The 13967-nt window shown below is 64.4% G+C and carries 2 protein-coding genes; both read right to left on the minus strand.

From position 1 onward, the window contains the following. Window positions 1-29: 29 nt before the first annotated feature. The gene (locus ACEN93_RS04115) at window positions 30-12542 is read right to left on the minus strand and encodes a filamentous hemagglutinin family protein (protein WP_495611094.1); all 12513 of its coding nucleotides are present in this window, start codon (window positions 12540-12542) and stop codon (window positions 30-32) included. A 190-nt stretch (window positions 12543-12732) separates the two neighbouring features. Beyond that, window positions 12733-13842 (minus strand): substrate-binding domain-containing protein, encoded by a 1110-nt coding sequence (locus ACEN93_RS04120; protein WP_085668243.1) that lies wholly within the window; start codon window positions 13840-13842, stop codon window positions 12733-12735. Between the last annotated feature and the right edge of the window lie 125 nt (window positions 13843-13967).

Below are 13967 nucleotides of genomic sequence, written 5' to 3' on the forward strand. Positions count from 1 at the left end.
CGCCCGAAGCGTACTACACGAGAGTCCTTTTACAACGTCAGCTGTCCCCGCTCCTCTTCGGTCAGCTGCTGTTTCGCCTGTTCATCCAGCGCCCCGGCGCCCAGCACCTGCACCGGGCTGTTGGGGTTGTAACCCGGTGTCGGCGCGCGGCTGGCGCCGTCGCGGGTCGGGGCCAGTTGTTCGTTGCCGAAGCTCAGTACCTGCACGGTGAATACCGAAGCCTGATTCTGGCGCGAGGCGGCCTGTTGTTGACGGGCGACGTCTTCCGCCGCCTGGGTTGCCGACGACGCAGCGGAGCTGGCCGAGGTGATCGCCCCGGTGTTGACCGCCGACACCACCGGCACGCCGGTCGCCTTGCCCTGCACCGAGATGTTGGCGGCGTTGACCACCGTCAGCGCGGCGATGTTGACGTTGCCCGACACGCGAATCCCCGCCTCGCCCGCATCGATGGTGCCCAGCGGCGCGATCAGGTCGATGTCCCCCGGGGCCACTTCGGCAATCGGGTTGAGCGTGGCGATACCGGCGCCGGTGCTCGGCACCGATGGCGACAGGGTCACGTTGCCCCAGGTGTCGTACACGCGTTTCGGCGGGGTGTAGACCACGGTGGTTTTCGAACCGCGACCGGCGTTGATGTCGCCCTCGGCAGACCAGCCAAGGATCGAGCCGCCAAACGTGGTCATGATCCGGCTCTGCCCCAGCAAAATACTGCCTTGGGAATAAAGCTGAATGTTGCCCGAACCCTGGGTGATGATCCCTGCCGTGGACGGCGGCGCGGCACCCTCGATGCCGAACACCTGACCGCCGCCCGGCGTGAGCATCTGGATATCGCCACCGAACAGGGTCTTGACCCCGGCGCCACCGTAAAGGGTGATGTCGCCGTCGTAGCGGATCGGGTTGCCGGCCACATCGACGGTCGGGAACAGCGAAGCAATAGCGTTACGACCACGCAGATAACTGCCTGTGCGCGGGCCGTCGACATCGTTGTATTCCAGGCCGCCAGCACGCAATTCGGCGAAGTACACCTGGCGGGCGAAGATCGCCTGTTCGGCACTTGGCAACGCTGCAAAGAAGGCTTGCGCCTGCTCTGCGTTGCCACTGAAGCCGTAGCCGAGGGTCAGCCAGCTCTGCAGCTCGTCGAGGTAGGTCTTGACCACTTTGCCCGGTTGCCCGTTGAGGGATGCGTTCGGGTCCGCGAGGTACTGCGGGTTCAGGTACCGGGCGATGAACCGCGAATAATCCGGCCCCTGCGCGCCCACACCGGCCTGCAACACCACACTGGCGCCCGACCGCTGATCACCGGCCACCAATGAGCCAAGGCTGGTGATGCTGGCGCGGTCTTCCATCAGGATATTGCGCCCGGCATTGATATCCAGGACGCCGGGGCCCGCGATGTCGAAGCTGCTGTAGAGGATGTCCCGCCCTGCCGATACCCGCGACACGTCCCTTGGGTCGTCATGCACGAACAGGTTGCCGGTCGAGGTGATGCTTTCTGTCGGTGTTATGCCCATCTCGGCACCAGGCACGGTCGTTGGGCTGCCCAGGAAAGTACCGGACGCCACGATATCGCGCCCGGCCAGCATCCAGACAGGGCCTGCGGCTTCGTACCAGGTACGTTTCGACAGGCTGAACGTCAGCGTTTCACCGCTGCGAACGCCCACCAGATCGCCGGTCAAGGCGTAGAACCGCGCCGGTGTCTGGACGTCGCTCAAGCCCGAGTAGCTGTTGGCGCCGAAAGCGAATAACGGATAGCGCAGATTCTTGTCCGGCAAAACCCCGTCGCTGTTGCGATTGCTCATGATCGGCGTGGCCGACGTGTTGTTGCCGTACCCGTTGAAGGCCGGCGCGAACGGTGTGGCGATGGAGAGCGGACTGGCGCCCGACTGATTGATCGCATAGCCACCCGCGTAAATCGAGTCCTGCGCCAGCAACTCCAGTTGCCCGGTGCTGGAGGGTGCCAGCAGCAGCGAATACCCGGTTGCCGGCACCGTTCCACTGCCCTGGCTGTAGACCGCTGAAGGCCCGGCATAAATCGAACCTTGCGCCGCCACCGCCCGCAGGATCGACGGGTACACGAAGCGTCCGTCGGTAGGCGACGTATTGCGGCCGGTGACAGGGCCCTGACCGTCGACTTCGCCCAGTTGGGTGCTCGGTGTCAGGTTGCCTCCCGCCGAAAACAGGTCGATGGCGGTGTGATCGGTCCACAACGAGAAGCCCGTCAGGCCGCCCCCCTCATGGACGACACCGTCGTCCGTGGTGAACGGCGTGGAGTTCTGCAGCCGCACCCGACCCGGGTCCGCCGCCCCGCCCAACACCAGATCGCCGCGCGTGCTGAGACTCATCCCCGAATCCCCCGGAATCAGCACCAGCCCACCGGAGGCGCTGCCCATCGTGGACGTGAACGGGTCGAACGGGCGCACTTCACGAGGATCCTGGGTCGAGGCTGCGGCGCCATATTGCAGATTGATCCCGCCCAGCGCGCCGCCGGCCAGTCGCGCGGCACCGCGCAGGTTGATCAATGCACCTTGCAGGTCGTGTTGTGCGACACCGATGCCGTTATCTCCGGCCCGGGCCTGCAATGACGGATTGACCGACCCGCCAATGCGGATGTCCATGTCGCCGCCACCGGTCAATTGCAGGCTGCGATCGCTGCCCACGCGCCCGGTGCTGCCGACTGCCACGACCAGCCCCTGCCCGCGTGGATAAAGGTTGGTCTTGTTAGCGTCGCCCATCGCCTTGAGCATGCCGGCATCGCCCCCGGCACGCAGGCTGATATTGCCGCCGCCCAAGGTGCCGAAACCGGTGAAACCGACCAGGTACGGGCCGGTATCAACACTCTGATCCGGCAACGGTTGCGTCGCATAGCTGCCGAAGTTGATCCACCACGCGGTCGGCACATCACTGTTGCCGGTGCCCTGACGCCAGAGCCAGTTGCCCACGGCCACACTCGGAACCTGCTCACGGGTGTCCATGTTTTGCGACAAGCCGCGACGCCCCAGTACATCGCCCGATATCGAGCCGCCGGCATTGATGGTCAGGTTGCCGCCCATTTGCGGGTACCAGGCCTGATACAGGCTGTCACTGCCACTGACCCATTTTTCGTAGTCGCCGCCGGCACTGCCCAGCACCGAGCCGTTGTCCGACAGTTTTCCGCGAGGCTGATTGAAGCGCGGATCGATGTCTTGCGACTGAGTGCCGGCGGTATACACGCCGTACGGCGAATCCATGCTCAGATCGCCGGCGGCGAGCACGTCCAGATCACCGGTGCCGGTCCGCAGCACGCTGAACATCTGTGTGTGGGTCTTTACGGTGGTACCCGGCTTGTTTTCCACGCACAGTTCCGGGAATGCACCACACCAGGCGAGCACATCATCGTCGGTCATCGGCGAGCCAGGCGGCATGCCCATCCAGTTGTCCGGTGCCCAGACCCAGCGCGGGGCCGGCACACAGGAGTTCGGCGCCCAGTCGCACCACATCATTTGATCCTCGGGGACGGGGTCGCCCGGCGTGAAGCCGCCCAGGTTGCCCTCGCCCCAGACCAGGGTCGGTGGTTTTTCTGTCACGGTCAGACCGTAATGGGTGTCGGCCAGGCGCAGATGGCCATCGCTGGACACCGGCTTGATCGCCCGGCTGTCCGCGGCGCTCAGGTCGGCCCCCGCCACCACGCGCATCGACCACGACGCGCTGTCGGCCGGCAACAGGCTGGCGACCGCCCAATTGCGCCCCTGGGTCGTGCCGGTCAATGGCCGCAACTCGATGAACGCCGTACCGTCCGCCAGTACGACATTGGTCATCGACGGAATCAGCGAGCCGCGCAACAGGGCCAGCGAACCGCTCAGGCGCACGCCCTTGACCCCGGCGTCGCCGGCCTCGACGCTGCCCGGCAGCGGCACGCCTTTGGGCCAGCGCAGGGCTTGCAACGCTGTTGCGTCATTCAAACGGATACCCGCTCCCAGCCGGCTGCCCGCGGGCAAAGTCACGCTGTCGGCGAGCAGCGTGCCGGCGGCATACAGCACGTTGCCCGAAGCATCGCGAACCGAGCCGGCGAGCACCGTGCCGGCGCCGAAGGTGTAAGGTGCCGCCAGCGTTGCCTCGGTCGGCAACAGTGTGCCGCTGGCCAGCGTCGTCGCTTGCAACGGGAGGTCGTAGTTCAACGTGGCGCCGACCGGGAACACCGTACCGTCCGCGAGCGTAACGCCCGCCCCCGGCACGATCAGATCGCCGCCGAACGGCTGAATCCCCGGCAGCAATTTCCAGCCGGCATCGTCCACGGTCTCCGGCGGCGGCGCGAAACCGTCGTTGAGGCTGCCATGGATATCGAGGTTGCCGCCCGCGCGGATCACCAGGTTGCCCGCCTCGCCCGAGCCGTATACCGAAGTCTTCTGCGTGTGCGGATTCAGGCTGGTGTAGCGGTAACCGGACAGGTCCACATCACCCTGCACCACCAGATCACCGTCGGCGGTTTTACTGGCGATCTCGACCCCAGGCCGTATATGGAAGGCGTCGGCATAAGTGGCGTTGTTCAGACCGGCCAGTTTGTTGTTCAGCAAGTTGCCGTTGGTCAGCGCCGCGTTGATGAACGCCGTGCTGTCGCCGTGGATGCGATCGAGGTACGCCTGATCGATCACCTGATATGGGCGTCCACTGGCCGCCGGGTCCGTGCCGTCGCTGGCGTCGGTATAGCGGCGCGTGGCGTTGAGGCCAATCGAGCGGGCACCCTGAATGCTCAGCGCACCGCCGGCATCGATGGCAATGTCACCCGCTCCCAGGCGTGGCGCGTTCAGCTCAAGCGTGCCACGCAGCAGCCCGTCGGACTGCCCCGGCAGAGTGCCGCGAACGGCCTCGGTGCCATGGCGCAAATCGATGCGCGCACCGGCGCCGAGGGTCAGCACGCCTTGTCCGGAGTTGAGTTCGACCATCGCCCGGTTCGGTGCGTCGATGATCTTGCCGTAGCTGTCGACCCGCAGCACACGACCATGGGCGTCAAGCACCGCATTGCCTGCCAGGGTCAGGCCGTTTTGCGCCGACAGGCGAATACTGCCGACCCGCTCGCCGCTGGCATCGATCAGACCCGCCACCGTCAACCGGCCGTTGTCCACCGAGACATTGACCTCACCCGCCTTGAGCCCGTCGCCGGTCAACAGATCGCCTTGCTTGAGCTGCAAGCTGCGGCTGCCGAAAACCTGCCCCGCATTCAAGCGCTGATTGAGAGCCGCGAATTGCTGGCTCGCATCGCCATTCAGGTGCTGCGCGCGGATATCCACGCCACCGGCCTTGTAAGGCACCAGCGTGCCGCCGGCATCGTAATAGCCGCTGCTCGCACCGAGGATATCGCCTTGCAGATCGACCATGCCGGCATCGGCCGCCAGCGCGACGGCGCTCAGGTTACCGGCCTGATTGTTCTGCGCCGACAGATCGATTCGCGAACCCGCCGCCTGACGAATGTTGCCGTCGCGGCTGTACAGCGCCACATCGCCGCCCCAGCTGTACTTGTTCACATCGTTGAACGGCAAGGTGCGACCCGCCATGTCCAGATACGCGCCACTGGCGAGGGTCAGATCGTCCTCGGACTTGACCACCAGTTTGCCGCTGGCCAGGGCGATGCGACTGTCCAGCAGGACATTGCGCGCATCGAGGGTCAATTCGGCTCCCAGCGCATTGGCGACAGTCGCTGTACCGGCACCCGTCAGGGTCAGATTGTTACCGGCCTTGAGCAGGTTGACCGAGCCCGACTCCCCCGTCAGCAACGGCGTACGCAGCGTGAGATTGCCGCCGCTGTAGGCATAACCGTTGACCGGATCGAAAGCGCCCTGCGTCTGGTACACCGCCAGGCTGCCCTTGTGGTTGGCGGTGATGCGATCGCTGGCAGAGAGGTTAACGTCGGCAAAACCCAATACCAGACGTTTGTTCTGGTCCTGACCGCTGGCCTGCGGATTGGGGCCGTAGCCGAACTCGATCCGTTGCGCCTGAATATCGAACGTGCCCTGGCCAGTGCCGGCGCCGCCCGTAATCACCATGCCCGGATCCTGAGTCGCACCGTTCCAGATCAGATTGGCAGTGCGAATGGACGCCACGTCGCCGCTTTCGCCCAGGCCGTAAATGGCCGGAGTGCTGAGTATCAGGTTTTGCAGTTTGCTGATGCCCGTCTGCGGGTCCAGCGTATCGAGGCTGACACTGCCGTAAAAATTGAACGCATCGCGGCTGGTCAGGCTCAGGGTTTCCAGCGCCGGTGCGCCGAACTGTGTATCGCCCCGCAACAGGCGGTTCAAGACGTTCTGGTTCAGGGTCAGACCGGTCGGCACCCGGTTGCCGGCGGCGCTCAAGGCCTCGGCACTGCCGGCATTGACCGAGCCCACGGCCAGCGTCAGATGACGGGTGCCGAAGCGTACCGCTTCGTCGAGTTCGAATTGCTTGTCAGTGGCGGCGGTAATGCTGCCGCTGGAATAGAGCAGCGTCGGGTTGTTGCACGCTGTCGTCAGGCAACTGCCAATGAGAATGTTACCCGCGCCGGATGTCCTGACTGACACCTCTGGCGCCAGCACATTGGTCCAGCCGTTCGACACCACCAGCAACCCCGCCGCACCCGGCTTATAGATGAAGCCGGTGCTGGAATCATAAGGTGCATTGCCACGCCCCAACGTGTTGATGCCCGAGCCGGCTTCGAGGCTGATGCCGCCATCGGTCCGGGTGGTGCGCAGCAGCACTTCGGGTGCCGACAACACGGCACCTTCACGCAGGGTAATCGTTGAGGTATCGCCGCTGAACGCGATGATGTTGCCCGACGTGTTGTAATCGATCGTCGGTTGCGCGCCGAGGGTCAAGCGGCCGGCATTGAGCGCGTTGAGGCTGCCGGCATACAGCGACACACCTGCAAAACCTGCAGTGCTCGAATGTCCCGCGCCGAGAATTTCGAAGTTGGGCGCGCCGTGCACCACGGCCGTCCCGACGACGCCTCCCGTGGCGGGCTGGAACAGCGCCTGACCGTTGAAATCCAGCGCGTTACCCGGTGCGGCGCCCTGGGACAGATTCAGTCTCAGGGATTTGCCGTCCATGGGCGCCAATGCCCGTGGCACGCCCCGGCGCGTCGCATCGCTCTGGATGAACTGACTGAAAGAGGTCTCGTTGTACTGCGAGTAACGGCGCAGCACGGCGGCGGATGTCAGGATGACCTGGCTCGCCAGGCTGTCACGCAGGCCGGTATTGGCAATCGACATCCGCCCCGAACCCGTCCACGAACCATTGCGCAGCGGCAGTGCAGCGTTGGTTGCACCCGCTGCCGCCTGGCCATTGACCTCGACCCGGAAGGCACCCGGCAACAGCGCAAAGGTCGAGGGCAGCAACGTATAGGTGCCCGCCGCCAGCCCCGGCACGCCCGCCCCGAGGGTGATCTGCTGGCCGATGCGCGGATCGACCGCCCCCGCCTCGGCGAGCATCGGCGCATAAGCACTCTGATTCCCCGGCACGATGGCATACACCGGGTTGCTGGCCAGGCCAGGCAGGCTGAAGGTGCCATCACTGGCATTGCGCACCAGCGGGTTGTAGCGGGCATCGGTGGAACCGCCACGCCCGGATACGAAACCGGCACCGCGCAAATCACCGCCACCCGACAGGTCGATCAACGCACCGCCTTGCACATCGACGTACTTCGAGGTGAGCGTCACGCCAGCGGTTTCGGCGGTGATCCCTCGAAGCAGCACGGACTTGCCGTTGTAGCGATAGTCGATGCCGTCGGTGGTGCCGCCATAAGGCATGACCAGCCCGGCTGCGCTGGCCGAAGTCATGCTGCCTGGCAACAGTTGCAGTGTCCGGGTGTTGAGGACCAGGTTGTCACCCAGATTGATCATGCCCAGCGGCGCACGGATCACCCCGCCCTGCTCGATATGGGCAGCGGCCAGCGTCAGGTTGCCGAAGACCGAGTAAGGCAACGCGGCCGGCGCCGCCCCGGAACTGCTGATTCGCAGGGTACGCTCAGGATTGGCGTCACGCTGGACACTCTGATAACCCACGCGTACCTCGGCGGTGACATCACTGGCGGGGTAGATCTGCGCGGCACGCAGGTTCAGGTCGCCCGGCGTCCAGAGTTCGGTTTTCTCGACGTTGCCGGTGGGCGCCAGAAAGCGCAGATCGCCTCGGCTGTCGAGCGTGACCTGTTCAAAACCCCGCCGCCCGACTTCCAGCGCCGGGCCGCCGAGCTGCACGATTGCCCCGGCCGTGCCGAACGACAGACTGTTGCCCAGATCCAGCAGATCTGCCGTGGCGGTGAAGTGTGCCGGCGCCACTTCGGTGGTCGGATTGTTCATCACCCGTGGCCGGATATCCCCGGGAGCCTCGGAATACTTGCCCGTACCCGACAGACGCACGTAAGGCGCAGACAGATTGATCCGTGCATTGCTTTGCGAACTGTCGGCCAGCGACAAGGCCCCGGCATACAGGCTCAGGCTTTGATTCATGTGCAGATCGACGTTGCCGTCGAACGACAGCAGACCGTTGCTCAGCACGCTCAGGTTGTCGAACCCGCCGGACATCAACTGATCGGCGCCCAGACGGGCACGTCCGTATTGCAACGCAGGGGCGGCTTCACCCGCTTGCAGACTGCCCGGCAACAGCGACGGGCCGGCGTCCTGGCCGATGACGATTTCGCGCGGCACGCGAACGTCGTTGCTCGCGTCGCTGCGCAGATAAATCGGGGTCTCCAGCGCAATGTCCAGTCGCCCGCCCGCCGCCCCGGCACCACCGGCCGCCGCACGCAGGCCGCCTTCGATGAACAGGCCGTTGTAGGAACTCAGCGAAATTCGTCCACCATCCGTGGCAACCAGCGTCGATCCCTGCCCGGCGATATCCAACATCGCCTGTGCGCCGGAAGCCTCCAGTCGCGCACCGCTTCGCACAATCACATAAGCATCGGCCGATGTGGCCGTGGCTTTCTTCGCATCGGTTTCGCCGCCGATGATGATCGAGCCGCCCTTGCCGATCTGGCCATACACCCGACCCAGCGCATCGATGCCGGTGGCCACGCGACCGGCCACATCCAGCACCGCGTGCTCGCCGATCCAGATGGAACGGTTGTGGATTTGCTTGTCCGCCGTCTGCGAGGAATCGGCGACATTGATCGAACCGAACTGCTGCTGGCGGATATCGATTGTGCCGCCCCAGGCATTCAGCTCGCCGTCGACCGTGAGCTGACCGGCGCTGCGCAGATTGATGCGCTGCCCAGGATCGACACTGATCCGCGAGCCCTGGCCAAGGGTCAGGGAGTTGCGGGTCGGATCGATTAGAGCGACCTCGCTGGAACCGGCCTGCAAAGCCAGGCTGGCGCCGACACGCTGGGTCAGTTGCGCCTTGAGCGGGTTTTCCTGATAAAGCGTCGGCGTCCACAACTCCAGCGCCTGCCCTGGCGCGGTGCCACTGACGTGATTCGCGGCTGCATCACCAAAACGGTAGACCGGCATCAGCACGTCAATGAGGGTGTTGTCCGCCACGTCGAGGCGATTGAGGCCGATAAGGTTGTAGGCAGAAAAGCCCTTGTCGAACAGATCCGGTTGCAGATGCAATGTGTTGTTGACGAGGGGTTTATCGGACTGGCCGATGAGGATGTCGCCCGCCTGTATCAGCAGTCGGCCACCGCCGGAAACACCGTAACCGCGCAGTTGGCCGTCCAGGGTCAGGTGGCTGTCACCCGGCGCGGACAAGGCGCTGGACTCCAGCGTCACATCACCACCCTTGCCACCGCGAGTCTTGCCGTTGGCCAGAATCGCTCCGCCGGAAGACACGTCCAGCAGACTGCCCGCACCGATTTCGATGTCGCCGCTACTGCGTATCGACACCACGCCACCGTCCAGATACGCCAGGCTCGCGGCATCATCCGGGTTGGTGCGCAGGTTGCTCCACAGACCGCGCGTGTCCAGTTGTGCCCCTTCAGCCACGCTCACGCGAGTGGCCTTGCCGGTCGGTGCGACGAGTCGGGTGTCGGTAAGGCGATCGGTGTTGAGCTGATTGAGCACGTTGCCCAGGTGCAGGCTGCCGCCGCGCGCGGTCAGGTTCGCGTTAACCTGCACCTGCGGCCCGTAAAGGGTGATGTCGCCACCCTTGTCGACGGTGACGGCACCTTGCACGTCGATCCGTTCTTTGGCCGCCACTTTCAGTGCGCCCAGTTGCCAGTCGCTGAGTTGCCCGGCATCGAGGAACAGCTTACCGCTGCGCGCATCGGCCACGGCGCCGGTCAGATCGCGATCATTGCCCTCAACCGGCGGTTTGCCGCCGATCTGCACCTGATCAAGCAACGGATTGAGGCCGTAGAGCAAACCACCGGAAGCCGCCACGTACGCCGGGTCATAACTGCCGACAATCAACTGCCCGCGCCGCGCCAGCGCCGTCTGACTCTGCGCATAGCCATCGAGCACCGCGCGCGGGGCCTGGGTCTGGCGCTCGCCTTGATAAACCTCGCCGAGCAACTGACCTTCGAGCACGGCGTTGCGGGTGCCGATCACCAGTTGCCCGGCATCGCGACCCACGGTGTAACCCGATTCCCGACGACTGGACGGCGCAATCAACGGGTTGTAGTAATAACTCGTCTGGCCCCAGCGCTCACTGCTGTCTTCATAGCCCTTGTACAGTCCGGTGTAGAGCAGATCCCCAGGCGCTTTGGAGACTTCATACAGGCGCCCGTCGGCCCCACGCAGCCAGCTCTGGCGAATCTCGCCGCTTTGTACATCCAGCGTGCCGCCGGACAGGTTGATCAGCGAGCCCTTCTCGGTCACCACGTCATTGCCGGCAAAACTCACCATCCCGCCCTGGGCCATCCATTCGCCGATGCGGTGGCCCTGGGTGCCGAGATAGCCGCCGACCTCCAGCAGACCGCCCGCCGTGTACCAGCGATCCGTGGCGTAACCGTTGGTGCCGGCCGGCACGTAGACCAGTTCGCGCACATCGACCCACACGTCATTGCTGTTGAGCGCACCTTTATCGCGATTGGCCGAAGCATCGCGCTGCTCGTTGCCCTGGACGTTGATCTTGATGCTGTTGGATTCCATCGCGACTTTCACGCCGATGGCACCGGAGACATCGATCAATGCGCCGTCTCGCACCAGACTGCGACGCTGCGCCGCCACCGCCACTTGCCCGCCGGTGGCCAGGGTGATCGAGCCGCTCTGGAACTCAACGCTGCCGCCGCTCTGGATGTCGACGCGTGACTGGTCGCTGCGAATCCTGTTGTTGGGCGTCACGCCAGTCAGGGCGGCCTGATGCTGACTGTCGAGGGCGGTCAAATCGCTGCTGTCGAGCAGGATCGCCGTCGCGCTGCCCTGCCCCAGCGTCACACTGCCCTGGGTGTCGGTGGCCGGATTGAGCAAATGGATCGTGCCGCGAGTGGCGACCGAGGTGCTGGCCAGCAACACGCCGTTTTGCACGACCTCATGGCCGGTCAGGGTGATGTCGCCGGTCGCGGCCTGAATCAGACCGTTGTTGCTGACCTTGCCCGCAGCGCTGCCGGTCTTGAAGCCCGGCGTGACTTCGTTGCCGAACGTCGTGGAGAAGGCGTTGCCTTCAGTGCCCGAGCCTTTGCGGATGTAAAAGCGATCGCCTGCGCCGAGCACGGTCTGGCCCTTGGCGGTGTTGATGCTGCCGTCGTTCTGCACTTCGCTGCCGAGCAGCAAGGCATAGCCGCCGGCATCGGTGGATTTGGCCGGCCGCGCCGTCTCGATGGACGCACCGCGCTCCACCAGCACTTTGCCGGCCGCCTCGGTGAACGTCGGCTGACTGCCGGTGCTGTCGAAATACAGGCCGCGATCGCGGAACTGAATATCAGTGATGTTGGCGGCTGCGGCCACCAGGTTGCGCACGTTGACCTGGCTGGTCCCGCTGAACACGATGCCGTTGCGGTTGATCAGCATCACCGTGCCATCACCCTTGATCTGGCCCTGAATCTGGCTGGCCCGCGCATTCGGATCGTTGACCCGGTTGAGCACCGCCCAGTTCGACTGCTGGGCGAACTCGACCGTGGTGTTGCGTCCGACGTTGAAGGTCTCCCAGTTGAGGATCGCCTTGTCGGCGGTCTGCTCGATCTTCACCGTGGTCTTGCCGTCGGCCTGAGTCTGCTGCGGGCCTTTGGCGTTCTGCCAACCCTGCGTGAGGCTGTTGTCGACCTTCAGGCCGCCCTCGCCCAGACCGTCAGGCACAAACTGCACCGTGCCCAGTGCCGCCGCACGACCGGCCGCCTGCGCCGCCTGTTGCGCCGCAATCGCGGCTACGGTGTTGTTCAGGGTCTGAATCGAGCGCTGCAACTGCTGGTTGGCCTTTTGCTGCTGCGCCAGCGGCGGCGTCATCCCCGGCAATCCGCCGACGCTCGGGCGCGCTGCGGCAGCCTGTTGCGCCGCGCCCTTGGCGGCAAACCATCCCGAGCTGAAGGTGGTCGCCGCCTCGGCACTGCCCGCCACCAGGCACAAGGCAATCGCCTGCGCCAGGGGCTTGAGCAACCACAGCGCCGGATCGGCGGCCATGCGCTGCTGAGGCTGAACACGGGTACTGCGACGGGATGGGCGAGCGAGCATCACTACGAGATCCTTTTTGTTTGCCACACGAGGCCGCAGGTCGGCTTGCCCCTGCTGTTACGACATAGGCGGTTGGCGGGGGCCGCGACCGAACGGATGTCACACAAACTTCATGAATGAGGAGTAGATCGGCCAAAAAAAATGGCAGCAGCCCGAAGGCTGCTGCCATTTCATTGCCGTGAAGCGAGGCTTACAAAGGACGACCGACAGCGTTGCAGACGCTGGCGTTGTTGATGTCCAGGTTGTTGCCCGAGGTGTTGGTGACGAAGTTGGCAGTCACAGCCGCTTTCCAGTTGGTTGGAACCGGAGTGAAGCTGTGAGCGATGGTGGCAGCGTTGTTGCCCGGGTTGCTGTAGTGAGTGGTCAGGAAGGCTTTGACATCAGCGGCCACGGCTGCGTCCTTGTAGCACTGGCCGAAGATGAAGTTGGTGTAAGCCACGATCGGGTAACCGCTGGCTGGGTTAGGAACGACCGGTACCCACTGCGAAGGGTTCGAAGGGGTGGTTGGCAGAGCCGCCGAACCCAGTGCCAGCGAAACGTTGGCGGTGGTTGGCTGTACGCCGTTGACGCGAGCAACCACTGCGTTGCTGGCGGCGTTCACACCGTCCGGACCGACGTAACCGATGGAGCCGTCAACAGCGTTGACCTGAGTGGCCACGTCAGCAGTACCGGCAACGCCTACCCAGTTCGAAGGCAGGGTCGAACCGGCTGGCAGACGAGCGCTGGTGAATGTGGAGTTGGTGGCGAACCTGGTCGGGCAGATCGAGTTCAGGTGACGGGTCAGGATTTCCGAAGTGCCGCTGGAAACGTTGCGATAAACAACGCGGATCGGCGTGGTGTCGGAAGTGCCCAGCAGCTCGCCCCAGGTGGCTTTGGCGCCGGAGAAGGCATCGCACAGCTGAGCGCTGGTCAGGTTCAGAGCGGTCTGACCGGATTTTTTGTAAGGGATGGCAACCGAAGTTGCCACCGAAGGCAGCTGGATCAGCGGGCCGTACGAAGCGCCGAAGTTGGCGTTGTAGGTGCTGATTTCCGAAGCGCTGAGGATCGAGTCGCTACCGGCGAAGTGAACCGAACCGGTGGTGCTGAACAGTGCCGAGTTGTTGGTCAGGAAAGCGGTCTTGCCGGTGCCGCTACCGGTACCCACGTAGCTGAAGTTGGTTGGCAGGATGCTGTTGCTAGAGCCTTTGTACAGAGCGGCAGGCAGAGTCGCGCCACCACCGGTTACGTTGGCAGCCATGGCCTGGGCGGAAGCCAGGGCAGCGACGGTCAGGGAAGCTGCGATCAGAGTGCGCTTGAACATGAAGAATCTCCTTTTCAACGTTGGGTGTGAACACAGGTTTTCAGGGGTCTTGCATGACACTGGGAAGACTCACCGCCGACCTTCGCAAGCGGGGTCCGGGGTTAAGTCGCACTGAGAAATTCGCA

This window comes from Pseudomonas sp. Pseusp21 (genome assembly GCF_059492145.1).

Coding starts and splice junctions, on each gene's coding strand:
- ACEN93_RS04115 (WP_495611094.1), bottom strand. CDS start 12,542: ATGCTCGCTCGCCCATCCCGTCGCAGTACCCGTGTTCAGCCTCAGCAG.
- ACEN93_RS04120 (WP_085668243.1), bottom strand. CDS start 13,842: ATGTTCAAGCGCACTCTGATCGCAGCTTCCCTGACCGTCGCTGCCCTG.